General features: G+C 39.5%; 18 protein-coding genes. 5 read left to right on the top strand and 13 right to left on the bottom strand.

Annotated elements, in window-relative coordinates:
• Positions 1–5 precede the first annotated feature (5 nt).
• The 4 genes from ACM0OS_RS02880 (at position 6) to ACM0OS_RS02865 (ending at position 7,915) form a co-directional block, all read left to right on the top strand.
• Positions 6–485 (top strand): chemotaxis protein CheW, encoded by a 480-nt coding sequence (locus ACM0OS_RS02880; RefSeq protein WP_414541642.1) that lies wholly within the window; start codon positions 6–8, stop codon positions 483–485.
• Positions 486–578: 93 nt separating this feature from the next.
• A complete protein-coding gene (locus tag ACM0OS_RS02875; RefSeq protein ID WP_414541652.1) occupies positions 579–3,896 on the top strand; it encodes a GAF domain-containing protein in 3,318 nt (1,105 codons plus the stop codon).
• 32 nt (positions 3,897–3,928) lie between these two features.
• The gene (locus ACM0OS_RS02870; RefSeq protein ID WP_414541641.1) at positions 3,929–4,318 is read left to right on the top strand and encodes a four helix bundle protein; all 390 of its coding nucleotides are present in this window, start codon (positions 3,929–3,931) and stop codon (positions 4,316–4,318) included.
• Between the two features lie 60 nt (positions 4,319–4,378).
• Positions 4,379–7,915, top strand: a complete 3,537-nt coding sequence (locus ACM0OS_RS02865; RefSeq protein WP_414541640.1) for a response regulator — start codon at positions 4,379–4,381, stop codon at positions 7,913–7,915.
• A 42-nt stretch (positions 7,916–7,957) separates the two neighbouring features.
• On the opposite strand, the gene ACM0OS_RS02860 is transcribed toward ACM0OS_RS02865, so the two are convergent.
• From ACM0OS_RS02860 to ACM0OS_RS02850, 3 genes are all read right to left on the bottom strand, one after another.
• The gene (locus ACM0OS_RS02860) at positions 7,958–8,869 is read right to left on the bottom strand and encodes an ABC transporter permease (protein ID WP_414541639.1); all 912 of its coding nucleotides are present in this window, start codon (positions 8,867–8,869) and stop codon (positions 7,958–7,960) included.
• A 107-nt stretch (positions 8,870–8,976) separates the two neighbouring features.
• Positions 8,977–10,059, bottom strand: a complete 1,083-nt coding sequence (locus tag ACM0OS_RS02855) for an ABC transporter substrate-binding protein (protein ID WP_414541638.1) — start codon at positions 10,057–10,059, stop codon at positions 8,977–8,979.
• A complete protein-coding gene (locus ACM0OS_RS02850; protein WP_414541637.1) occupies positions 10,056–11,192 on the bottom strand; it encodes an ABC transporter ATP-binding protein in 1,137 nt (378 codons plus the stop codon). Before ACM0OS_RS02850 ends, ACM0OS_RS02855 begins: the two co-directional genes overlap by 4 nt.
• A gap of 364 nt (positions 11,193–11,556) precedes the next feature.
• Between ACM0OS_RS02850 and mrdA the strand changes: the two genes are divergently transcribed.
• The gene (gene mrdA / locus ACM0OS_RS02845; protein ID WP_414541636.1) at positions 11,557–13,365 is read left to right on the top strand and encodes a penicillin-binding protein 2; all 1,809 of its coding nucleotides are present in this window, start codon (positions 11,557–11,559) and stop codon (positions 13,363–13,365) included.
• A gap of 664 nt (positions 13,366–14,029) precedes the next feature.
• Here mrdA and ACM0OS_RS02840 read toward each other — a convergent pair.
• The 10 genes from ACM0OS_RS02840 to ACM0OS_RS02795 all read right to left on the bottom strand — a co-directional run bounded on the left by ACM0OS_RS02840 (position 14,030) and on the right by ACM0OS_RS02795 (position 25,364).
• Positions 14,030–15,913: a CHASE2 domain-containing protein gene (locus tag ACM0OS_RS02840; RefSeq protein ID WP_414541635.1), complete on the bottom strand. Its 1,884-nt coding sequence runs from the start codon at positions 15,911–15,913 to the stop codon at positions 14,030–14,032.
• 286 nt (positions 15,914–16,199) lie between these two features.
• Positions 16,200–16,877, bottom strand: a complete 678-nt coding sequence (locus tag ACM0OS_RS02835; protein ID WP_414541634.1) for a response regulator — start codon at positions 16,875–16,877, stop codon at positions 16,200–16,202.
• A gap of 189 nt (positions 16,878–17,066) precedes the next feature.
• Entirely contained in the window at positions 17,067–17,774 is a 708-nt protein-coding gene (locus ACM0OS_RS02830) for a hypothetical protein (protein ID WP_414541633.1), read from the bottom strand.
• 259 nt (positions 17,775–18,033) lie between these two features.
• Positions 18,034–19,440, bottom strand: a complete 1,407-nt coding sequence (locus tag ACM0OS_RS02825; RefSeq protein WP_414541632.1) for an HlyD family efflux transporter periplasmic adaptor subunit — start codon at positions 19,438–19,440, stop codon at positions 18,034–18,036.
• Positions 19,441–19,461: 21 nt separating this feature from the next.
• Positions 19,462–21,615, bottom strand: coding sequence for a peptidase domain-containing ABC transporter (locus tag ACM0OS_RS02820; protein ID WP_414541631.1), 2,154 nt, complete (start codon positions 21,613–21,615; stop codon positions 19,462–19,464).
• Positions 21,616–21,939: 324 nt separating this feature from the next.
• Positions 21,940–22,245, bottom strand: coding sequence for a hypothetical protein (locus ACM0OS_RS02815; RefSeq protein ID WP_414541630.1), 306 nt, complete (start codon positions 22,243–22,245; stop codon positions 21,940–21,942).
• 297 nt (positions 22,246–22,542) lie between these two features.
• The gene (locus tag ACM0OS_RS02810; protein ID WP_414541629.1) at positions 22,543–22,758 is read right to left on the bottom strand and encodes a CTB family bacteriocin; all 216 of its coding nucleotides are present in this window, start codon (positions 22,756–22,758) and stop codon (positions 22,543–22,545) included.
• A 334-nt stretch (positions 22,759–23,092) separates the two neighbouring features.
• A complete protein-coding gene (locus tag ACM0OS_RS02805) occupies positions 23,093–23,497 on the bottom strand; it encodes an ExbD/TolR family protein (protein ID WP_414541628.1) in 405 nt (134 codons plus the stop codon).
• Positions 23,481–24,134, bottom strand: coding sequence for a MotA/TolQ/ExbB proton channel family protein (locus ACM0OS_RS02800; RefSeq protein ID WP_414541627.1), 654 nt, complete (start codon positions 24,132–24,134; stop codon positions 23,481–23,483). Before ACM0OS_RS02800 ends, ACM0OS_RS02805 begins: the two co-directional genes overlap by 17 nt.
• Before the next feature lie 426 nt (positions 24,135–24,560).
• On the bottom strand, positions 24,561–25,364 hold the full coding sequence (locus ACM0OS_RS02795) for a D-alanyl-D-alanine carboxypeptidase family protein (protein ID WP_414541626.1): 804 nt from the start codon (positions 25,362–25,364) through the stop codon (positions 24,561–24,563).
• Positions 25,365–25,385 lie beyond the last annotated feature (21 nt).

The raw sequence follows: 25,385 nt of genomic DNA, 5'->3' as shown, positions 1-25,385 counted from the left end.
GAAAAATGACTTTAGAGACTAAACAGAAATTTTTAAGTTTGCAATTAGGTACAAGGGATACGGCAGTAATTGCTTTAGAACACATCACAGAAGTTTTTCAAGTATCGTTGGCCGATATATGTGGTGTCCCCCAAATGCCTAATTGTGTCTTGGGTATCTATAACTGGCGCGGCGAAATGCTGTGGTTAGTTGATTTAGACGCAATGCTGGGTTATCCACCACTGTTACAAGGGGCTAATTTTCTTTCAACAATGATGGCTATTGTGCTGGAAAAAGAAGGTAAATATTTAGGTTTATTGGTGCAGAATCTCATGGATATTGAGTGGCTAGACACCAATCAAATTAAACCTCCATCAGCTGAATTATTTTATCCGGCGATGTCACCATTTTTGCAAGGCTACTTTATTAATAGTGCTGAAGAAATGATATTAAATTTGGATGCCACAGCAATTGTGCGATCGCCTCTATGGACTATGAATAATTAATTATTTTTTCTAGTCATGCATTTTCAATTACCAGGGTTTAACTGGAAACGACAAAATATCACTTTACTAGTACAATCTCTCCAGGGTGAAGACATGAGCATTGCATATAATAATAGCCACGAAAACCAGCCTATAGTTACTGAATTAGCACATTTAAACAATGAGAATGGCGATGAAAAAATAGCTAATATTGCTAGCGATGCCATATCAGAATTAAAAGCTATTTCTCAGGAATTTCAAACTTGGCGACAGCAGTTGCAAGAAATGACAACTCAGATGCGTCAAGCTCCAGATATGGAGATGCTACTAAAAATGACTGTGGCACAAGTCAGGGATAAACTTGGTAGCGATCGCGCCTTAATTTATCGCTTTACTTCTCTGGAGTCTGGCACAGTTTTATCAGAATCGAGAACTTTAGGTTGGACACCAACTCTAGGCGAAAATCTTCCAGGTATTTTATTTGGCTTATATACCAGCCAAGATTATTTGGAACCTGTAGCCATTAATGATGTTAACCAAATACAGCTTACCCCCTATCAAAAACAACTGCTTGAGAAGTTTCAAATCAAAGCTTGTTTGAGTTTACCGATTGTCATAGAAGGTAAGGTTTGGGGCTTATTAGCTATCAATAATTGTAATTCAGTTCGCCCGTGGCAAGAAGTAGAAATTACTTTACTATCGCAAATTTCTACAGAACTAACCTATAGATTACAAAAATTTGAATTTCAAAAAGAATTACAACAGCAGACACTAGCTAAGAAATCTGTTGCCAAAGTCATCGACAAAATTCTGCGAATATCAAATGTCGATCAGATTTTTCAAACCACAACTCAAGAAATTCGCCAATTTTTACGCTGCGATCGCGTGGGTGTTTACCGATTCAAACCTGACTGGAGTGGCGAGTTTGTTGCTGAATCGGTGGGTCATGGTTGGGTAAAAATGGTCACCCAAGACTTTAAAATGGTCTGGGAAGATACACATTTACAAGAAACTCAAGGCGGTCGTTATGCCAAGGGTGAAAGCTTTGCTGTCAATGACATTTATCAGGTTGGTCATGCTCAATGCCACATTGATATTTTAGAACAATTTGAAATGAAAGCCTACATAATTGTGCCGATTTTTTCTGGGGAACAATTGTGGGGTTTATTGGCAGCTTATCAAAACTCTGGGCCGAGAGAATGGCAATCTTGGGAAGTCAGCTTTTTAACTCAGATTGGCTTGCAATTTGGTGTAGCCATTTCCCAGGGTGAATATTTAGAACAAATGCAGGTACAATCTGAGCAATTAGTGCAAATTGCTGCACAAGAAAAGGCATTAACTAAAACAATTAACCGCATTCGCCAAGCTTTAGATGTAGATTGTTTCTTTAAAACCACAACTCAAGAAGTGCGTCAATCACTGCGGTGCGATCGCGTGGCTGTTTATCGCTTTAATTCTGATTGGGGTGGTGAATTTATTGCTGAATCAGTAGGTAATATTTGGGTCAAACTAGTAGGGCCTGGTATCAAAACAGTTTTAGACGATACCTACTTACAAGAAACCCAGGGAGGGCGCTATGCCAAAGGTGAAAATTTCGTTGTTAATGATATTTATACAATAGGTCTAGCTCCCTGCCACATTGAGATTTTAGAGCAGTTTGAAGCCAAAGCTTATATCATTGTGCCGATATTTTTTGGCGATAAATTGTGGGGTTTACTGGCAGCTTATCAAAATTCTGGCTCTCGGACATGGCAACCCTGGGAAGTCAACTTTTTAACTCAAATTGGCTTGCAATTTAGCCTAGCTAAATCACAAATAGATTATCTCGAACAAGTGCGCGTGAAATCTGAGAAACTAGCTCAGATAGCTGAACAAGAAAAAGCCGTTACCAAGATAGTCAACCGGATTCGGCAATCATTAGATGTAGACGAAATTTTCAAAACAGCAACTCAAGAAGTGCGCCAATTACTCAGATGCGATCGCGTGGCTGTTTATCGCTTTAATGCTGATTGGGGCGGTGAATTTATTGCTGAGTCTGTGGCGCATAATTGGGTCAAACTAGTAGGTGTTGATATCAAAACCGTTTGGGAAGATACCCACTTACAAGAAACTCAGGGAGGTAGATATGCTAAAGGTGAAAGCTTTGTTGCCAATGACATTTATCAGGTAGGACATTCTCCTTGTCACATTGAAGTTTTAGAGCAGTTTGAAGCCAAAGCTTATGTGATAGTTCCTGTGTTTGCTGGCGAACAATTATGGGGCTTATTGGCAGCGTATCAAAATTCTAGCTCTCGTGATTGGGAAGAATCACAAGTCAGCTTGTTAGCACGGATTGGTGATCAGTTAGGGTTGGGATTACAACAAACCGAATATCTACAACAACTACAAGCACAGTCAGCCAAACTAGCAGAAGCCGCAGCAAGGGAAAAGGCAGCTAAGGAATTATTGCAACAACGATCTATTCAACTTCTCACAGCAGTCAGGCCTGCCTTGAATGGTGACTTAACAGTACGCGCACCGATTACAGAAGACGAACTCGGTACAATTGCTGATGCTTACAATAATACTCTGCAAGCACTACGGCAAATTGTCAACCAAGTGCAGGTAACTTCTCAACAAGTCGCCCAAACATCTAGTAATAGTGAGGCTTCCTTAGCGGGATTAACAAATCTCGCAAAACAACAGTCTGACGAAATTACCGTAGCCTTAGGTGAAATTCAACAAATGGTTGACTCAACCCAAGCGGTAGTTAATCACGCAGATTTGGTGCAGGTGGCGTTGCAACAAGCCAACCAAACCGTAGAATCTGGTGATGCAGCCATGAATCAGACTGTCAAAGCCATCCAAGCGATTCGGGAAACCGTTGCCCAAACCAGTAAAAAGATTAAACGCCTCAGCGAATCTTCACAAAAAATCTCCAAGGTGGTGAACTTAATTAGCAACTTCGCCACACAGACAAACGTACTGGCGTTAAATGCTGCTATTGAAGCCACCCGCGCCGGGGAATATGGTAAAGGCTTTGCTGTTGTAGCCGATGAAGTTCGTTCCTTGTCTCGCCAATCAGCCGCTGCAACCATTGAAATTGAAAAATTAGTCCAAGAAATCCAAACAGAAACTGGCGAAGTTGCAGTAGCGATGGAAACAGGTATTCAGCAAGTTGTAGAAGGGACAAACTTTGTTGGTGAAACCCGTCAAAACTTAAATGCTATTGTTTCTGCAACTGCCGAAATCAGTCAGCTAATTCATCGCATTACCGAAGCAACCCAAAAACAAATGGGGCAATCTGTAACGGTAACAGCATCAATGCAAGATGTAGCAGAAATTGCTAACAAAACGTTTACCGAGTCTCAAGAAATTGCTGCGGTATTGCAAGATTTATCAGGAATGGCACAAGAGTTATTAGCAACTGCCAGTAAGTTCAAAGTGAATTAGTGAATGAGGGAGTAGGGAGTAGGGAGTAGGTAATGACAAGTAATGAAATTCGCTCTTATCAAGATTTAAAAGTTTGGCAAGAAGGTATGAATTTAGCTGAGGCTTGTTATGAAATAACAATGACGTTTCCCAAAGAGGAACTCTATGGAATGACTTCACAAATTCGTCGGGCATCTGCATCAATTCCTGCAAATATCGCTGAAGGTTATGGACGGGAATATCGCTCGGAATACATCCAATTTTTACGAATAGCACAAGGCTCTCTCAAAGAACTAGAAACTCATTTATTGCTATCGTCTAGAGGTAAAATTGCACTTACAGATACTCAGTCAGCTAGTGTAATTTTGAAACAATGTGAATTGGTTGGCAGACTACTCCGAGCGCTGATTCGTGCTTTACAAAAGAAGGGGAGTAAAGAATAGGAATAAAAATATTTATCCCTCCCCACTCCCCACTCACTACTCCCCACTCCCTTATTTATTATGATTACAGACGCTGCAATTCGTGAACAAGGCTATATTTATTTTCTGGCGGAAGCCCCGGAGTTAGTACAAATTATTGAGCAAGAATTGTTTAGCTTGTCAGAAGGTTATAGCATTGCGAAAGTTCATAACTTAATGCGGGCAACTCATACGCTTAAAGGTGGTGCTGCTAATGTAGGTTTAGAAGTAATTCAGATGATAGCCCATTCTTTAGAAGATGTATTTAAGGCTTTATATAACCCAAATGTAGTTATTGATGATGAATTGCAAACACTCTTGCATCAAGCTTATGAATGTCTTAATTTAGCATTAACTACAGAATTGACAGGTAGTGCTGTTAATAATGAAGAAATTCTGCAACGCACTACTTTAATTTTTGTGCAATTACAAGAAAAGCTGGGTGACTTTTTTGGTGCTGAAAATCATATTCCTACCTCTCAAGAGTTAGGATTTGACATTGCCCAGTCTATATTTGAAGTAGGAGTACAACAACGCTTAGAAAGTATTGCTGAAGTTATTAATAATCCACCTGATAATACAGAATTTGTAGATTTTTTAACATCTCAAGCTGAGGTATTTTTGGGTTTAGCAGAGTCTTTAAATTTACCGGGATTGGCAGAAATTGCTCAAACAATTTTAGCTGCACTGCAAACGAATCCCCAGGAAGTAGGCGAAATTGCAGAAATTTCCCTGGTGGATTTGCAGCAAGCACAAAAAGATGTATTAGCAGGCGATCGCACTTGTGGCGGCGCACCTTCTCCAAGGTTACAAAGACTCACAACAACTGTGGTTGATGAAGTTTCTGGATCGGCGGATAATTTTTTGCTCAATGCTGAAGAATTTTATAAATTTTTAACTGCATCTGGTAATACTAAAAATGAACGGATTAAACCGACAACGGCTAAATTATATTTAAAAGTTATTTACTATATTTTCGGCTGGTTTAATCACTATCAAGGAATATCTAAAACAGAACTTAATTTATCTTTATTGATTCCGCCAAAAGCAGAAGAAAATAATATTAATCATATAGAAAGTTGGTTGAGTGCTTTTCTCAAGTTTGTTCAGGATGAAGAAGATAGTTATAGTCTTTGTCTTTATCGCCACGGGGTAATTTTAATTATTCTGTTGGCAGTTGCTAAATTTCAATACTCATCTGATAAATCTGATGATTATATCCTCTTAATTCAAACACTGCAAAATCAAATTCGCACATTAGCAAAAGAATATAAAAATTATCCGCCGGTGACTTCTGAAGAAAAAAATTGGTTAGACAGTCCTAAGTTACGCCAGTTGTTAGTCTTCAAAGAAATATCAATACCGGAATCACCTCTTAGCGATGGCCTATTAGAGTCGATTTGGGGGGGAGACGCAGAGCCAAAAGTGAATCCTGAAATTGAGCAATCGGTAGCCACAGATATCCTAGAAACAGGCATTGAGGCTATTTCTGAACCAGCCATTCAGATTCACGAATCAATAGAAGAGCCATCTCCGTCGCCACAAAGTAATAACGCTCGAAAATCTACATTTATTCGTGTAGATGTAGAAGGACTACAACGTCTGAATTACCTAGCAGGAGAATTACTAATTCATCAAAAACGCCGCACATTATATGATGAACAAATTCAAGAAATATTAGAGCAGTTATTGCAGCGATTGAGCAAACATCAAGACAATTTAAATCAATTGCGAGATTTGCCAGTTCAAATGCAAAATTTCACATCTTTACCAACACAAAATTTTGCATCTGTGAAATTTGATTCGCTGGAAATGGATGTCTATACAGAATTTCATCTGTCTTTGCATGAAGCAATAGAAGAGACTCTACAATTACAAGAAACAACAGAATCCCTTGATTTACTTCTTAAACAAGCCACGCAAATTAGTGAAGCAAAACAAAATTTAGCTTTTAATCTCATCGATAATTTAGTGGAAGCGCGAATGTTACCTTTGGGTAATGTCCTCAATCGCTTCCCTCAAATGGTGAAACAACTAGGAAGGGTTTATCACAAGCTTGTTAACTTACAACTTTCTGGTACGGGTGTATTAGTTGATAAAGCGATCGCCGAAAAGTTATATGACCCCTTATTACACTTAGTACGTAATGCATTCGACCACGGTATTGAATCGCCACAGGTACGTAAAGAACGTGGTAAATCAGAACAAGGCACTATCGAAATCTGTGCTTATCATCAAGGTAGTCAAACTATTATTGAAGTCCGGGATGATGGACAGGGATTGAATTTAGAAGGTATTCGCAAAAAAGCTGTTGAACTGAATTTCATCCCAGAAAGTGAACTATCAAAAGGCTATTTTTCTAACTCAGATAAAGCCGAATTATTAGATTTGATGTTTTTACCTGGATTTTCCACCACTGATCAGGTAAATGAAATTTCTGGTCGTGGTATGGGTTTAGATATCGTGCGTTCTCAATTGCAAGCACTCAATGGTTCTATTTCAGTGCAATTTTTGCCCAACCAAGGAACAACATTCATACTCAAAGTACCTTTTTCTATGACCACTGATAAATTAATGCTAGTCCAAGCCGGAGGTATTGTTTATGCGCTGCTATTGGACAGTATAGAAAAAATCTTGATTCCCTCGACTCAGCAAGTGAAGGAATTTGAAGGTAAAAGAGTTTTACATTGGCATACAGATGAGGATGAAACTCTAGTTAACCTGCATCAATTTTCTGAGTTGATATGTTACAAAGGTTCAGTATTCAATAGTGCAAGCCTCAACAATACACCAATAGCCAATGAAGCAGGCGTGATGAAAAACCCTGTGTTGCTACTGCGACGAAAGCAAGGTGTTTTTGGGTTAGAAGTTGACCAAATTTTAGGCGAACAAGAACTAGTAATTAGACCTTTAGGAAATGCGATCGCTCCGCCAAAATATATTTATGGTTGTAGTAGTTTAGCCAATGGTAATCTGATTTTAGTAATTGATGGGACGCTACTGCTAGAATCTCAAGATAGCCAAACACAACTTGAGATTGCGGCACTACCAATAGCTTATTCTTCGGAACAAAAAGCCTTACCAATGTCAGTCAACCAGGGGGAAAGTCTACCTTTACTGGCTGCTTCTGCAAATAGTATAGAACCACTAACTCAGTCTATCGAGTCAAATCATCAAGCTCCTAAAGTAATTTTGGTGGTAGATGATGCCATTAGTTTGAGACAAACTCTTTCTCTGACTCTACAAAAATCTGGCTATCAAGTTATTCAAGCCCAAAATGGTGTAGAAGCTTTAGAACAGTTACAACGCCATGCTGATATTCAAGTGATTATTTCCGATTTAGAGATGCCACGGATGAACGGTTTTGAATTGTTAGGTAATTTGCGCCAAAACCCAAATTTCGTGAATATTCCTATTGTCATTCTCACTTCCCGCAGCGCCGAAAAACATCGTCAACTTGCCCAAGAGCTAGGGGCAAATGCTTACTTAACTAAGCCTTATTTAGAACATGAGTTCCTCTCTATTGTCAATAGTTTAATTAACAAAGATGATAATAGGAAACTAATTCATAGTTTATAGACACAGTTTCAAAACTAACCCTTCATCCTCAATACCCAATACCTAATCTCTGGCATCACCAAACTTGATTATGAGCGCGATCGCAATACTGACAGCCAAAATTAATGTCATACTCAAAGCTGAACCAAAACCCCAATTTTGGGTAACTCCGAGAAACTGGTTGTAGACCAATCGCGCTGCTGTCATACTAGAAGCGCCACCGAGTAATTCTGGATTGATAAAATCCCCTAATCCTGTAATCAAAACCAGCATTGAACCAGCAGTAATCCCTGGTAAAATTTGGGGTACAGTCACTTTCCAAAAAGTTTGCAGAGAATTTGCACCTAAGTCGGCTGCTGCTTCTAATAAGCGCTTATCTAGTTTTTCTAAAGAAGCATATAAAATTAACACCATATAAGGTAATAAACTATAGCTCATGCCAATTAACACTGCTGGCATACGATTGAGTATTTCTAAAGTAGGCAACCCGAAACTACTCAGTATACTGTTCAATAAGCCAGTAGGACGTAAAATAGTAATCCACGCATAAGAACGCAGCAACGAGGAAGTCCATAAAGGCAAAACAAAACCCAAAAGCAGCATATTTCGCCAGCGTTGCGGTGCTATTTGAGCAATCCAATAAGCAACAGGTAATCCCAAAATTAAACAAATTATTGTTGTGGCGATCGCTAACCATAATGACCGCCCGATTACTTGCAAATATAGAGGATCAAGTATGCGAATATAATTGTCAAATCCACTGGGATTAACTACATCTCCTGGTCTAATATTGGGTACTAAACTCAACTGAAAAATTAATAGTGTTGGTAGCACCAACAAAAGTAATAACCAAATACCAGAGGGTGCAAGAAATACTAAAGGTTGAAACCAGGTTGACAGGGGGCGATGTATTTTTTCTGTATCTATATAATCGTCTGCTGGATTGGTTTGAATATCACGATTTTTTGTGGGCATAATATTAATTTAATTAGAAATAATATAAATTTACTAGATAGATAAATTTGGATAAGTACTCAAATTGCTTTGACAACAAAAGGCTTTCCAGCTTATGACCCCTTTATTTAACTACTAGTTAATTGAGTCCAGTAACGTTCATAAACATCTTCCACATCTCCCAAGGGAGTAAGGCGTTCACATTTGTCTAAAAGTGAAGCTGGAGGAAACAAATTCACATTATTCTTGATGTTGTTTGGCAATTGTTCAAAGCCGGCACTATTGGGAATAGCAATATTCATGCGTTTGCTAATCATGGCAGAGACTTCTGGTTGTAACATAAAATTCATCCAGGCATAGGCTCCATCTATATTGGGTGCTGTTTTCGGAATAACTATAGTATCAGTCCAGAGTGAAGAACCACTACGAGGGATGACATATTTGAGCTTGGGGTTTTCTTTGATAACGTTGATAGCATCTACTGAGTAACACATTGCCAATGTTAAATCTCCGGCGAGAATTTGGTTTTGCCAAGCATCGGTGTCAAAAGAGGCGATCGCAGGTTTTAGTTCTACTAATTTTTCATAAGCTTGTTTAATTTGATTTTCATCTTGGGAGTTGTAAGAATAACCCAACATGCGTAAAACTGCACCCATGACTTCACGGACATCATTCAACAATGTCATCCGCTTATTAAGTAGTTTCTGGTTTTGCCAAAGATAGTCCCAATCTTCTGGTGCATCTTTGAGGATTTCCGAATTGTAAATTAAACCTGTTGTTCCCCAATTAAAGGGAATGCTATGGCGATTATTTGGGTCATAACTAGGATTTTGGAACTGGGGAAATAAATTATCTAGACCAATTAAGCGATCGCGGTTTAATTCAATTAATAAATTTTGTGCCTCCATCTTTTGCACCATATAGTCAGATGGGTAGATGAGGCTGTAAGCGCCACCACCTCCAGCCAACAGTTTAGCTAGCATGACTTCGTTGGAATCATAGACATCAGCCAGCACTTTTATTCCTGTTTGGGCAGAAAAAGTTTGCAGTAATTGTTGATCAGAATATTGTGTCCAGGTATAAAGATACAGTTGGTCGCTGCGTCCAGAGGTGGTAGTAGGTCTGACATCACCTAGCTTCCAAGCACAACTAGCTAAAGACAAGCCAGAAAGTGCCGCCATCCTTTGTAAAAATTGCCGTCTGTTAGTCATGATTCACTATTTGATAAAGCTATACAGTCATTTTCTGCCCACCAAGCATAGATAGGTGTATCATGGTCTGGCAAATTACCAAAGGTGTTGGGCTGCAAAACATCGATGCTGATACCGTTGGTCAATTCCACAACATAATTAACATGAGTTCCTAAATACATAACATTGACTAACCTCCCTTCAAAGCAGTTAGTCGATAAATTGGGGTGATAAAGCGAAAGTTGAATTTTTTCTGGGCGCACACTCACCACTACTGCTTGAGATAATTCAGCTGGTGTATCTTGATTGCGGGTGACAACAATTTTGAATCCTGTTTTGGTTTCAACGTGTACGCATGTGGATTCCATTGTGGTGATTGTGCCACTAAATAAATTAGTATCACCAATAAAATCAGCTACAAAGGGTGTTAGGGGATGTTCGTAAATTTCACTAGGAGTGCCAATTTGCTCAATTTTGCCTTGATTCATCACCGCAATGCGATCGCTTAAGGATAACGCTTCTTCCTGGTCATGTGTCACCAAAATGAAGGTCAGACCTAATTCCTTGTGTAAATTCGATAACTCCACCTGCATATCCTTACGCAGTTTTAAATCTAAGGCCCCCAACGGTTCATCTAGCAAGATGACAGCCGGCCTATTAACTAACGCCCTAGCTAAAGCCACCCGTTGCTGTTGACCACCAGAGAGTTGACTGGGAAAGCGCGATCGCAAACTTTCCATTTTCACTAGATTTAACGCTTCTTTAACTCTGCTTTCAATTTCTGACTTGCGTAATTTTTTTAGGCGCAGTCCAAAAGCAATGTTATCCCACACATTCAAATGGTTAAATAAAGCATAGCTTTGAAAGACTGTATTCACGGGTCGGCGATAAGGAGGAACATTAGTCATCGGCCGTCCCTGAATCAATACCTTGCCAGCATCAGTCATTTCAAACCCAGCAATCAAGCGGAGTGTAGTTGTCTTACCGCAACCAGAAGGGCCCAGAATACTAAAAAATTCACCCTGTCTGATATCTAAATCTACTCCATGAACTGCTGCTTCTTGGTTAAAAAATTTGAATACGTTACGCAGTTCAACATCTATTGGCTTACAAGTAGTGCTTCCCTTCTGATTCTGCGTGACAGTTTGAGCCATAATCTTCAGTAGAATGCCGTGATCTAAGGTGATATTGTCGGTTAATCTAGTCTTGAAACTTGACTATATATTACTCTTTGGTTCATTGTATCCGCCCACAACAATTGTGCAAAAGGATACTTTTTTCATGGCAACTAAGACAATTCCCGGTAAAAATTTCAGATATCAGGCATCTAGGCAAGTATGAGCAGCTTTTTTCCCCAAAATCAGGAGTTAAGACCCGTAAATCGATCACTAGGACTGGAGACTAAATAAATTATGCAGTATAAAAGTTGATTGACACTATCTATTGAGCATTCCCTCCGGTAACTACTTAGCATAATTGAATACATAGTAATCCTAGTAAAGAAGTTTTATTAATCTTATGGCCTTATTGCAACCATCCCCACTCGGTGAAAAAAAAAGTACACGTACAGTTGGCAAAAATTTCCAGCCTGTATTTTTAATTGCCTTTACGTTATTAATGACCACTGGCATAGGTGTTCGTTTAGCACACTTGCAAATTGTCGAAGGAGCAAACCATCGTCAACGAGCAGAAGCTAACCGCATTCGCGTAATTCCCAAACAACCAGAAAGGGGAAATATTTTTGATCGCAATGGCAAACTTTTAGCTAGTACGCGCTACCCTCGTTCTGTATACTTGTGGCCCATGTCCCACACCAAGCCAGGATGGCCGATTGTGGGTGCGCGACTGGAAAAAATTCTGGAAATTCCTCAAGAAGAAATAGCCATAAAATTACAAGAAGCAGGCCCCAACTCTTCTTCTCTGATTCGCATTGCCCGTGACTTAGATGAAGCCCAAATCACGGCCTTGAAGGAGTATGAACATGAACTTACAGATGTAGAAATACATACCGAAGCTGTTCGCTATTACCCCCAAGGCAGAGAATTGGCCCATGTACTGGGTTATACAAGGGAATTAACTGCTGAACAATTAGAAGAGAAGCGTGAGGAAGGCTATCTCTTGGGAGATGTGATTGGTCAGATGGGGGCCGAAAAGGCTTATGAAGACACACTCAGAGGAGAATGGGGTGGTCAACAAGTAGAAGTGGACGGTGCGGGTCGTCCCATTCGGGTTTTAGGAGAGAAACAGGCAAAGCCAGGCACTGATCTTAATTTAACTATTGATTTAAATATCCAAATGGCAGCAGAAAAAGCTTTGGGTGCGCGTGATGGTGCAATTGTGGCACTTGACCCCAAAAATGGTGCTGTTTTGGCAATGGTTTCTCACCCAACCTTTGATCCCAACATCTTCTCCAAGCAAAAACTCACTCAAAAAGATTGGGAAACTGTTCAAGGTGCAGACCACCCCCTAGTTAATCGCGCCCTCAGCGCTTTTCCACCCGCCAGTACTTTCAAGATTGTCACTACAGCCGCCGGGCTAGAATCTGGCAAATTTTCTCCGAATACAGTACTACAAACCTACGGTTCCTTAACCATTGGTGGTACTCGCTTTGGGGAATGGAACCACACTGGATTTGGCCCATTGGGGTTTGTCGGCGCAATGCAATGGAGTAGTGATACTTTCTTTTATCAAATTGCCAGAGGAATTGGTGGCCCTACTTTAATTGAATGGACTCGTAAGTTTGGCTTTGGTCAAAAAACTGGCTTTGAATTTGCCTCAGAAGAATCAAGAGGTTTAGTACCAGATGAAGCATGGAAGCGCAAGGCTTGGAAAATGCCTTGGACTGTAGGTGACAGCATTAATATGTCAATTGGTCAAGGTGCTTTACTGGCGACGCCTTTGCAAGTTGCGGTGATGTTTGCTGTGCCAGCTAATGGCGGTTATCGAGTCCAACCGCATTTACTTAAAGATAACGAAGAAGCTAGAAGTTGGCGAGAACCTGTGAATATGAAGCCGACAACACTCAAAATTATCCGCGATGGGCTGAAGAAGGTGATCACTGACGGTACTGGTCAAGTTTTAAATAAGCCTACACTTCCCCCAGTAGCGGGTAAAACTGGTACAGCTGAAGCATGGAAGCGGGGGGTGAAAAAAAATCATGCTTGGTTTGGTGCTTACGCCCCAATAGATCAACCAGAAATCCTCATTGTCGCTTTTGCTGAACATTCTGGTGGTGGTGGTGGTAGTCTTGCTGGCCCGATGATTTTGGAAATTATGGAAGACTATTTTCAACGCAAATACCCAGGTAAGTATCAAAAGCCAGAGTAAATGGGGACTGGGGAACTCGGGGCCCCCTCTGGGGATAAGGGGCAAAAGGGGTAATGGGGCAGGAAAATACTTTGGGCTGCTATTGCACACTGGGAATTGATTTATTGGAGTTCCCCTACCTGACACCTGACGAATCTGAATAACCACTGGGGGGTTGTTGATCTGAAGGTGGCTGATATCCCGCTGGTACAGCGTAATTTACAGTTACAGTCAGTGTGATGTTCAAAACACCAATAGTTAAAATTGTGGCTAGAAAAAGCTGGTGCAAGAGCCTATTAATAAGAGTCATAATCTTTATGCGTGCGGCATTGCACTGACGAGATGAACAAGAAAATTTACAATGCTTATTTTTTATTTAACAGAAACATATTTGTATATTTACCTAAGATTGATTATACATTTTTACCATATTCTATTAATTAAAAATACATTAATTTATATAGGTTTTGGATACTAAATAAAGGTTTTATTTTTCGATATTCTATCCTTAGATATATGACACAAATGATGTTTAATAGTAATAATTAACTTCATATATACATAATCAAAAAAATATATAAGCTTCACATAAATTCCAGGAAGCTTAATTATCAACATAGCAAAATTAATACCTGAGTGGAATGTTTTCTAATTCCCCATAGGCTTGGTCTTCATAAGGAATTATTTATCGCCACCAAAACTTGGCTACCGGCCAAGATAATTCACATAGAGAACCTTTAGGAAAAAGGGCTACTCGCCGAAACTTTCCCTTTAGTTGTCGAGCTAAATTTCTAAACTGTTGAGTTCCCCGACCTTCTTGAGATGACTTGATACCTAGTCCGTCATCTACAATACTCAAGGTGTACCAGCCTTCAGATGCAGTGCAGGTAACTTCCAGGCGAGTAGCTCCTGTGGCGTGCTTACCGACATTACACAAAGCTTCTTCTAAAAATCGGCAGAGTCCTCGCTTGACTTCAATATTTAAGCATTGTTCATCAATAGGCTCAAAATTGCGGATTTTTACCCTGATGCTTTTAAAACAGGGAAGGTCTCGCTCTAATGTACAACTGTAAACTTGATACAAAATTTCATGCACAGGATCTTGCAAATTAAGAATGAGACTCTTACCTAAATAAAGACTAGTCTCTTGGGTGAGAGGTTCTCGTTGTAAAAATTCGTATATTCCCCGAAGTTCATGGGTTAATTTATCAATTTCTTTTTCTAGCTCTGGTAATAATTTCTCAACGGGTAAATCTTGATTGCGAACCAGTTTTGAGGCTTTAGCCAGACTTTGTAGTGGCCCATTATGAATAGTTTCAAATGTGCGTTCAATGATGGTTTGACGAACTTTAATCCCAGACCTCAACGCGCGATCATATTGATATAAAGCTGTGAGTTCTATACTATTTAAAGCTAAAACTAAAACTGCTGGGATGATGGGAACCCACCAACCCCAAATCAGGAGGTAATAACTAACTACTACTAGGCTTGAGCTAGCCAGACTAAAAAATACCAAATTTGTCCAAGGCGATTTGGTTAGTCCAGCAATCATAATTCCTAAAACTCCCCAAGCCACAATCCACAGGTATTCCCAGATATCATCCCAAGTCTTTAATAGTGGCCGAGAATCTAGAGTTGCACTGATAATTTGACTCACAGCATGAGCTTGGATTTCGACTCCATAAACGCGGCCTGCTGCGGGTTTGCTGGATCTAACAGCAGAAGTAGTGATAAAGTCTTTACGGCTAGGAGCAGTGATGCCAATAATTACAATGCGATCGCGTATCCAGTCAGGATTGAAATTCTTGCTGGTGATATCTGTCAAAGAGACGATTCTAAATCTTTTTTGACCACTACGAAAATTCAGTAGTACCTGAACTCCACCTGCATCAGTTCGGACATATCCCCCAAAATTGGGTAAAAACCGAGGTATTTCAGTATCGCCAAATCTCATCGTAGCGCGATCGCGGATGCCATTTGCTAAGTTCAAATTTTCATGAGCTAAATAAATCTGGGCCAGACGTAAAGACAACGATAACTTATATGCTTGGGGTGTTGGCGTCCCCAACAAACTACGTCTTAATTTGCCATCACTATCCAGAATTTGATCAGCAAAACCCAATTGTTCTGGTGGTAATGTTGCTGGTGCAGCAATCTGCTCAGGTAAGACTTTTTCAATAGCAATTAAATTGGGTAAATTTTGCAAAGCTGCAACTAATTCAGTATGACCAGGATTAACTGGTAAATCTCGATAAATATCAAGACCAATAACTCTGGGCTTGTAACTCTGCAATTTCAATAGCAGTGCCGCTAAGTCACCATCTGGTATGGGATAGTTTTGGATAATCCGAATATCATCTTCATTAATCCCTACAAGCAGAATCCGCTCATCTACAGGTTCTTCAGGACGTATACGTAGAAAGTTATCAAAAGCCAACCACTCTAATGGTTGCATTGAACCTATCAGGCGAAGGATAATCACCAGGGCAATCATCACTATCCCTGGTAAAGCGCCTACACGCCAAATAGTAATTTCTTCCTTGATTTTTCGCCAAGCTCCGGGATACATAAGCTGTTGCCATAGACTTTAAATTTCACCGATTGCTCTCGGTACTGAAATTAATAGGGCTACTTAGTTCTCAAAACTTTCAAGTAAGAAAACATACCCTATCTAGTCGCTAGGCTATGAGAAATAATCACAAATCAATGTCTACTAATTTAAGTAGAATCCTACAACAGCACAGTTTTTAGCTTATATCCAGCGTATATTTAATGATGACACAGTTGTCTCATAGTCCATACATCAAGTTAGAGTTTACCATTTAATCCTCTTTTTTTCATAAAATCTGCATTAATTAATCAATTAAGCCTTCTTCTCTAGCTCGCATTTCCGTTTGGATGCGGATATTTCTCCCATCTTCTGGATAAACGTCTAAAGCGTCTTGCAACTTACTCCAGTAATGACGCACCATCCGTTCAGATATACACATCCGTGCGGCAATGGTTTTATCTTGCAATCCTTCTTCAAATGCTAGAGTCAGCACTCGCAGCCACTCTGGTTTGACTTCCAATCCAGAATGAATTCCTTTAATATCTTTGGTATGAGTTAATCCCTGTAATGCCCAATCTGCCCTGGTTAGCATTTCTTTGGTGGTCAGGCTTTTATCCGCGACTGTAAAGCCTCCTTTATGAGTATCAATGTCAGGACGAATTCTCACCAATGTTCTCACATGGGCGCTTTGAACAACTAAGTTGAGGTTTTGGTAGTCTTTCATCAGAATCCTGAGAAGTTGCACACCTGTATCAGGGCGCGCTGTGGCTCCTGAATGTTCTGGGATAGAAAGATCCATCACCACCAAATCGGGTGGCGATAAGGTAATTTGATTGAGAGCATTTTCAGCGTTGATAGCAGTGATAAATTCGGCATCAGGGTAATGCTTTCTCAGTACCTCAACTGTTCCACCTAATACTAATTCGTGGTCATCGATGACGAGAATTTTTGTTAATGCCTTTTCGGATAAAATTTGTTTCATAATTCACCCTCTACCAATTTGCCCTAAAATGGTTAAATATTTTTCATCTTTGTAATCAATAAATCATAAAATCAGCAATATATATATTACTTATAATTTTATACAGTTCCATATCACTTACCAGATTTAAACTATAATAATTGACTATGGGCTTTTTTCCAATATTTACTAATGCTTTTGTTATGAAACTTACCAACACAAGTACCAAACAGCATTGAGATTTTTACTATTGTAAAAGCACTTTCCCGCAGTTAGAATCCGAAAACTTTCACAAAGATAATCTAATTCAGCGAGATGGGAATAAAAGGTAAGTGTTGATACATCGGGATAACTAATTGTTACTATTAATTGAGCTAAGTTTTCCTGTTGTTTTAAAGTAATATATATGGATTTTGGGGTAACAGCTTCTGGTACAGTTATGATTAGTAGTTCCTCTAAAGCTTGTAAAACGATCATGCTGCGTTCAGCTGTCTCATGTCTCCAAGATCCTGGCATATCGATATAAAAATATTGGCAGGGATGGGATATTAACCACGTTTCTAATAAGCACTCGATAGCTAACGGCAGACTATCTTGCAGTGATGCGGGAAACAAGCGATCGCTTAATTTTGCTAAAGAATGATGAAAATTATCAATTTTTTGCAAACATTCTTGAGTTTCTTTGGTTGATGAAATTGGGTGTTTTACTGTCAGCAAATCTAAGCTACGACGGATAATAAAAGATTCCTGTAACAAGCCATCACGAATTTTTTCGGCTTCCAAAAAGAGCTTCGTAGACTGTCTCGAAGACCACCACTGCAATGCTTTCTGAATTTTATGATAAGACTTCAGAAAATAGGCAGAGGTAATTACGTAGGCAGCGAGTAGTATAATTTGCGTACATAATAGCAGGCTCATTTGAGATTCGCAGATTATTTATTTTACTAGCATAAGAGAAAAATGCTAGGAAACCTATGGCGTGTTTGCGCCATAGTACTTTTGTAAAGTTTACAAGATTGTTAATAAAATACACCATAGTAATTTCCGAAGGGTTGGCATAGTGCAGTGAAAAATATTGCCGGGTATAAAAATGAAAAATTTCTCAGTTTTCGCTTGAGAACACAAAGCCTTGCATCAAAAATAGCAACATATTACATAAAACCACATGAAAATATGCTTATAAATCAGTGATTAATCTGGCTTTTCTCAGCATAAATTGCAGAGCTGTTTCCTCTCGAGAAATGATATCAGCTTTAGTATTCATGCCTGATTGGATTCGACATTGACGATCGCCATTGCCAAATGTCAGAAGTTCTGGTTGTAGTGAAGCCTCAAAGTAACTAACTGCTGTAGTCCCAGTTGCAGCTGCACTCGTATTATGACTAGGAGTTGTCATCACATCTGGAGATATATTGCTAACCACAGCTTTGAGAGTGCCATAATCAGGATATGGACAGGCATCAACTCGTAATAGTACATCTTGACCCACTTCAACCTTGTGAATATCTGCGGAGGGAATCATCGCTTTAATCACTAGAGGTGCATTTTGCGGAACGATTTCTGCCACAGGTTCGCTAGCACGTACAACTTGGCCAGTGTTGCGTAAATTGAGCTTGAGAATAACGCCATCACTAGTGGCACGAATAATAGTACCTTGCTGTTGATTCTCCAGTTGTTGAAGTTCTTTTTGTAGCTGGTTGATTTGATTTTGCATATCAACCCGTCGCTGAATTAACGCTTGTTTTTCTTTTCTTAAGGTAGCGATGGTTGCTTCACCCCTAGCAGTTTCTTGGGCGATACGTTTTTCAGCAATATCTACCGCCGCTGGAGAAGGATTGAGTGCTGCTTCAGCTACACGCACTTTACTTTCAGCAATCTCTACTGCTTGCTTTCCAGCTTCCAGTATTGCTTCTGTTTGCTCAACCAGGAGCTTTTTCTGTTCATATTCACGTTGACCTATAGCGCCAGTCCCTGACAATTGCTCGTAGCGATCGCGGTCCAATTCGGCAAAGTTTAAATCAGCACGAGCTTTTTGTACTTCTGCGTGTGTTCTTTGCAATTCAGCTGATGCTGCATGTAAGTCACTTTGAGTAGCAACTTGCCTTTGTTGATAGTCTCTTTGATTACGTGATAAATCAGATTGAGCAGCATCAATCGTCCGTTCTATAACTCTTTTTTCAGCCAGAATTTGAGTGTTCAAAGAATCAATTTGAGCATTGATTTGAATTAGTTGCAAATTGCCCTGTTGAATATTGCCTTGTAATTGACTTGTTTTGATTTGCAATTCTCGAGAATCTAGGCGAGCAATCACATCTCCTTTCTGCACAATTTGATTTTCTTGGACTAATATTTCTGTAATTATGCCTTCTGTTGGTGGCTGTACTAGTCGAACTTCTCCCGCAGGACGAACGGTAGCCGCAGCTTTCACAGTGACTTGATATTTCACCCATGAAGAGAGAGCGATCGCAGAAACCACTGTTCCCATTAAAGTCACTCCAGCTAAAGACATCCAGATGCTAATAGGAGGTAGAAAATCTTCAGTTTTTACTGAAGGAATAATTTTTTGGTTATGAGTGTAGAGCATATTATTATCAGCAAATTAGGACTAACAAGACATGAAGAAATCCAAATGTTCTCCTGGTTTTTCTCTTAATGCTGTCAAAGCTCCTTGCTGTTTCAACTTGCCATTGTCTAACAACACAACCCAATCAGCCCGATTAATCACTTTAGGGCGATGAGTAATTAAAATTGTGGTTTTTCCCCGACGATGCTTAAATAATTGATCTAAAACTTGTGCTTCACTCACCGGATCAAGTCCACCTGTAGATTCATCTAAAATCAGAATTGGTGGGTCTGTAACTATGGCTCTAGCTATTGCCAATCTTTGGCGTTGTCCCCCAGAAATATTTGCCCCAAACTCACCTAAAACAGTTTGATATTTTTCAGGTAGTTTAGTAATAAATTCATCAGCTTCCGCAATTTTACAAGCTCTGACAATCTGCTCAAATGAAGCATGAGGCGCTCCTAAGCGAAAATTTTCGACTATAGAACGACTCCAAAAATGAGCATCTTGAGGTACAAGTACTACTTGTTGCCGTAAACAATCTAAAGACAAATCTTGGAGATTATATAATCCAATTTGGATGTTACCTGATTGTATAGGATATAGACCCGCAATTAATTTTGCTAAAGTACTTTTACCACAACCGGATTTGCCAATGATTGCAGTAACTTTGCCTCCTGGAATAGTCAAATCAAAGTCTTCTAAAAGGTCGAGCCTGCCAGCATAGTGAAAATTAACATTACTGCAAACAATATCCGTATCACTGGAAATTTTAGCAAAAGGCTTTTTCCCATCATTTTCATTCTCTGGGGTAGCATCAATAACTTCTGTGAGACGTTGAGTTGCAGTTTTAACACGGGTAAATTCTTCTACAAAACTAATGATTGTAGAAATTAATCCCAGAAAGTTAGCATTCATGGCGTAAAATGCTAATAGCTGACCGATACTGAGATTTTCTGCCGGGTCGATTACTAAATAACCACCATACCAAAGTAATAGCACACTACCAACACCAGAAACTAAGCCAGAAAAAGCATTATTAATAATGCCAATCTGCATGGTGCGGAATGCTAAGTTACTCAGAACGCCAAATTTACCTTGTAATTCATCTTTAAATTGCGGCCCTGATGTAGTTGTTTTGAGAGTCAGAGCGCCTTTAAAAGTTTCTACTAAAACTCCTTGTGCTTCGGCATCTTTAACTAATAATTCACGGGTTTTTTGTCTTAAAGTCGGTTGAAATATGATTGTTGATAAAGTCATAACTACAGCTACAATTGCAGCTAAAACTGTCAATTTCCAACTGTAGAAAAGCATCAAAGCCAGAGAGATGATCGCAATAAAAAAGCGACTGGGTAAACTGACAACGACTTGGGCGATTAGCTGATTAATTTGATCAATATCTTGTAATCTACTAACAATTTCTCCGCTGCGCCGAGCTTCATAGTAAGCAAGAGGTAATTGCAAAATTTGTCGCCCGAAATCTAAAACTAAGCCTAACTTTAGACGTTGGGCAAAGTGGGCAATTAAATTAGATTGCACATAAGAAAGGCTAGTAGAAATAAAATTCATCACTACTACAGCAATTACCACCGTAGTGAGTAAACTTGTATCACCTCTAACTAATACATCATCAGTAAGGATTTGCAGCAAAAAGGGAGAAGCTAAAGATAGCAACCCCAACATCAAGTTCAGGGGTAAGGCTTGGGCGAGAATTACTCGATAAATCCAAACGCGCTTGAAAAAACGTAAAAACCCGCCCACTTCGTCATCTTTTTGGTCAAAAAAGCGGATGGGATCTGGTTCTAATAAGAGCATTAACCAGTCTGTCCAACCCTCGGCTAAATCTTGAGGAGACAGATAACGAATTCCCGCAGCCGGATCAGCAATTAGACATTTTCTGCCTTTTTTGCCGTACAAAACAACCCAGTGATTTCCTTTCCAGTGAATAATTGCCGGTAAAGGAGCTTCATGCAACCGCTCAAGTAACTCCGGTGAAGTTTTCACAGGACGAGTATTGAAACCAAGAGTTTCCGCACCTCGTCTTAGCCCCAACAAAGTTGTGCCAAACTGTCCAGTACCTACAGTTTCCCGGATATGGCTAAGAGTAAAATTGCGCCCGTAATACTTAGAAACTGTCGCCAGACAAGCTGCTCCACAGTCTTCTTCACTATGCTGCCGAACAAATTGATATTTCATAAGCGAGGTTTTTGACATCAAAACCATCAAAAGTTGAACAGAGCCATCATCAATCAGTTGTGATAACCCAAAAAAAATCCAGTTAATTTATAAATGGGGCATCATTTTCATTAATATTTTGATTCACCGGATAATCCTTATCATCTGACAGCCATAAGGAGTTTTCTTGTGAATAAACAGCAAGGAAATTTTCACAATAATTTTGTGATTGCTATATAAATCTATTAGCTTGTTTATGCAATCAATTAATTATGTCAAATACCCGATATCTAAGCTAAAATCACTGCTTAAATTCTTCTAGTATTCTTCTACAAGTGAAAAAAATTAAAAGAAAGATAGCATTCTAAACAAGGAGATTAATGGGCCGATACTTCTCCTCCCTCTTCTATTACTGCCTAAAAGTGAAGAAAAATCAACTGCAATAGTCAGTTGTGATAAGCTATAATCGGTTCTGGCACTGGAGTAATATTTAGTGTCACCATCTAAAATTAGTAAATCACTAAATCCTGAAGTATTAATGTTTGTTTGTTGGATAATTAAATCATATCCCCCAAACACATCTGCCTGATCCTTCTCAGCTACTTCTGTGAATAATTCAGAGTTTTTATTTGCTAATTGCTGATTTGACATCTGGAATGTTGTTGTTATTTAATCTGGTTTTTAATTCAATAGTAAGACAACATTGGTAGCAACCATAATGATTGCTGTGAGAAATAGTCAGCTATTGATGGGCAGTCCACAGAGACAAGATAATTATTGCTAATTATGCAACCCACAAGTAAATAGCTGACCAAATCTAAAGCGTGACATTTAAAAGTCAGTGAAGGATTCTAGAGCTATGAATTTTATTTACAAAGCGTGGAAACCACTCATCAGATAAATTAAAAGTTGCAAAAAGCTCTAAAATCCAATTGCATCTGCCTATAGCTACACGCCAAGTGCAATAATATTTAAACCAGCTGTGATGGTTTCTACAGAGGCACCAGTACCTCCTGCCACTGAACCAGCAGGGCCAGAAGCACTAGCGGTTTGTAATGCTGCTATTCTGGTCTGAAATGCAGTGAAGCTTACTCCCAAATCAACTCCACCTGCCACGATTTCTTGTTGCTCAACGGATACTTCAGTAAACAATTGGTTAGACATGGTTTTAATCTCTTGGTATTAGGAATAATTACCAGAGTTGGTAGTTGTTTAAACCACTGAACTCTTGGTTGTTATTACACTAACTTTCTTCAATAACCAAGTCATTTACATTTTCTGTAAAGTTAATTACATAATTTAGAACTTGCTGTTTCATAATCAAGTCATGGTTATTACCGAAAACTACATCAAGCAATTACACTTTTCGGTAATGAAGAACATACGGTGCAAATGTACTATAGGTTTATACAAAATGGAAGAGACATAGCAACGCTACATCTCTTCACATATCGGAACAACGAATGGATAAAAAGGTCGGGTGTAATTAATTGGTTGTTTAAGGTTTTTGAGTAGAAATCGCTAACTTTGCTCCTTTTACCTGACGTACCTGATCCATTATTGTCACTACTTGACCATGCCCTACTTTTTCGTCAGCATTAATAATTACCAATGCTTCTGAGTTAGAACCAATTAAAGTCCGTAGCTGCTCGCCTAATGCATTAACTGTACTAGGTTCACGATTAATGCTCATAGCTCCTTGTTCGTCTACCGTAATGGTAATTCTCATGGGAACTTGCTGTTGTGTTGCTGTTGTTGCTGACGGTAAATTTACTGGTAATCCTTCAGACCTAGTTAAAAACAGCGTTGACATGATAAAAAACGTTAAAATTGCAAATATCACATCAATCATCGGTAAGATGTTGATTTGTGCTGGTATATCAGCTTCATCTGGTAGACGCATAGCTTTTCTCTCCTCGTTCGTAGCGTCGGCGGTAAAGTAATTCTAATTGTCCCCCATACTCCTGAATGAGTGCCATTTGACGTACATATAGTCCCCGAAAGGAGTTGGCAAATAAGAGTGTAAATATAGCAACTACCAAGCCTGTTGCTGTAGAAACCAGCGCTTCACTAATCCCGGCTGTAACTCCTGCCGTTTTTGTCCCGCCCACGTCACCAATATCTAAAGAAGCAAAAGACGTAATCAGTCCTAAAACTGTACCAAGTAAACCCAATAGAGGGGCCAGACCAATGATTGTCTCAAAAATGTTTTGAAAGCGTTTGAGTAAAGGTATCTCAGCTTGGGCTTCACTTTCTAAGGCCAAACGAAATTCTTCGGGATTTGCTTCTTCCAATTCCAAAGCTGCAAGAAAAATGCGTGCTAGAGGCAAGTCTGCATTTTTCCGTAGTTTATCCAATGCACCAACTACGTTATCTAGCCGATAGAGATTCAACACGTCTCTGATAACGCGGCTTTGACGGTTATTGATTCTCACCCAAAACCGGATACGCTCAATAATCAATGCCACTGCCAACACTGAAAAACCAAACAAGGGCAGCATCACAACGCCGCCTGCTGTAAACAGATTATTAATTCCCATCTAGTGCCTCTTTACAAATCAGTGATACACAGCCAGATTAGCAGAATTTTTGTGTAAATTGAGAGTCTTTATCAATAGACTTTAAAATATAATGTAAGTCTTTTTCAAGTACATATGATTGTTATTTATAATAAAACAGCAAAAAATTACATAAAATTACGTGTAGAAAAGACTTATAGCATACTCTGAGCAGTATTTATGTCAAGAAATTCTCATTTGTTGTGGTGCGTTGCGCTGAACGACAACACACCAGATATGGAAGTATGACTAAGTTAATAGTAATGATGTAATTTTTGGCAATAGCTTTTTGGGTATTGTTATCAATTGTAGCTTGAAACCAGCTAGGGCTACTCCCCACTACTAATTTTCGCGGAAAAACGTTGAGTTGTTCGAGTATTAGGGTGTTGATTCAGATGTCGATGATGGTTACAAGTTTCTAGCTTTGTAAAATAATTCTAAGCTATGGCGATCGCCTACAAAACGCCAGTGCCAAGGTTCATAACTCACGCCTTGGGAATTATCTTTGGGAAAGGACATTTCAAAGCCAAAACGGGCAGCATTTGCTTGTAACCAATTAAATGCCTTGGTATTTTCAAAATTGCTTTGGAGATTAGTAGCTGGTACTGCTCCGTCGCCAATATCTACAGCGTAACCAGTGTGATGTTCACTGTGACCTGGAGGCGCGCTGAGGGCTGCCCTTTGTGATGGAGTTTGATTGCGTTGGGCGCCAATAGCAAAAAACAACTGTTCCTGTTGCTTCACCGAGCGAAAGCCAGATAATGGCACTAAAATTACACCTTCTTTGCGTGCTGCTTGTGTCATTGCCTGATACCTTTGGGCAGCTGCTTTTCGCATTTTGATCCGCCCATCTGCGGTAATGGCCATGAGTTCTGATTCTGGTGCTTCTGGGTATTTTAAATGCCCTAACAGCGCATCGCTGGGTTTAGCTGGTGGGTTGGCAGTATTGCTAGAAGCTGTATCGGGCGCAGTTGCCGTACTAGTTGATGCCGGTTGCGAATCAATGGCTGTTTTGGGGGCTGTCACATAAAAGAAAAAACCAGTGATTAAAGCCAACAACAGAAAGCCCCCTACCCCTCCAATGATTAAAAAGAGGGTTCGCAAAGATAGCTTGCGGGTGGCATCAGGAGTATCGCGTAAAGCCACTGGAATATCTTCACTAAAGACACCTGATAAATTTTGCGGTTGTTCAGAAAATCCAGCTTTATCCAAGACTCAACTCCTGCTTGTGTG

Origin of the sequence: Nostoc sp. CCY0012 (assembly GCF_963920855.1) — a bacterium.
Taxonomy (GTDB): Bacteria; Cyanobacteriota; Cyanobacteriia; order Cyanobacteriales; family Nostocaceae; genus Cyanocohniella.
Note: the sequence above shows the minus strand (reverse complement) of the source record. Positions and strands in the feature narration are given on the sequence as shown.

Coding starts and splice junctions, on each gene's coding strand:
- ACM0OS_RS02810 (WP_414541629.1), bottom strand. CDS start 22,758: ATGTCTAACCAATTGTTTACTGAAGTATCCGTTGAGCAACAAGAAATC.
- ACM0OS_RS02825 (WP_414541632.1), bottom strand. CDS start 19,440: ATGCTCTACACTCATAACCAAAAAATTATTCCTTCAGTAAAAACTGAA.
- ACM0OS_RS02860 (WP_414541639.1), bottom strand. CDS start 8,869: ATGCCCACAAAAAATCGTGATATTCAAACCAATCCAGCAGACGATTAT.
- ACM0OS_RS02880 (WP_414541642.1), top strand. CDS start 6: ATGACTTTAGAGACTAAACAGAAATTTTTAAGTTTGCAATTAGGTACA.
- ACM0OS_RS02855 (WP_414541638.1), bottom strand. CDS start 10,059: ATGACTAACAGACGGCAATTTTTACAAAGGATGGCGGCACTTTCTGGC.
- ACM0OS_RS02865 (WP_414541640.1), top strand. CDS start 4,379: ATGATTACAGACGCTGCAATTCGTGAACAAGGCTATATTTATTTTCTG.
- ACM0OS_RS02840 (WP_414541635.1), bottom strand. CDS start 15,913: ATGTATCCCGGAGCTTGGCGAAAAATCAAGGAAGAAATTACTATTTGG.
- ACM0OS_RS02850 (WP_414541637.1), bottom strand. CDS start 11,192: ATGGCTCAAACTGTCACGCAGAATCAGAAGGGAAGCACTACTTGTAAG.
- ACM0OS_RS02830 (WP_414541633.1), bottom strand. CDS start 17,774: ATGAGCCTGCTATTATGTACGCAAATTATACTACTCGCTGCCTACGTA.
- ACM0OS_RS02815 (WP_414541630.1), bottom strand. CDS start 22,245: ATGTCAAATCAGCAATTAGCAAATAAAAACTCTGAATTATTCACAGAA.
- ACM0OS_RS02875 (WP_414541652.1), top strand. CDS start 579: ATGAGCATTGCATATAATAATAGCCACGAAAACCAGCCTATAGTTACT.
- ACM0OS_RS02820 (WP_414541631.1), bottom strand. CDS start 21,615: ATGAAATATCAATTTGTTCGGCAGCATAGTGAAGAAGACTGTGGAGCA.
- ACM0OS_RS02870 (WP_414541641.1), top strand. CDS start 3,929: ATGACAAGTAATGAAATTCGCTCTTATCAAGATTTAAAAGTTTGGCAA.
- ACM0OS_RS02800 (WP_414541627.1), bottom strand. CDS start 24,134: ATGGGAATTAATAATCTGTTTACAGCAGGCGGCGTTGTGATGCTGCCC.
- mrdA (WP_414541636.1), top strand. CDS start 11,557: ATGGCCTTATTGCAACCATCCCCACTCGGTGAAAAAAAAAGTACACGT.
- ACM0OS_RS02805 (WP_414541628.1), bottom strand. CDS start 23,497: ATGCGTCTACCAGATGAAGCTGATATACCAGCACAAATCAACATCTTA.
- ACM0OS_RS02835 (WP_414541634.1), bottom strand. CDS start 16,877: ATGAAACAAATTTTATCCGAAAAGGCATTAACAAAAATTCTCGTCATC.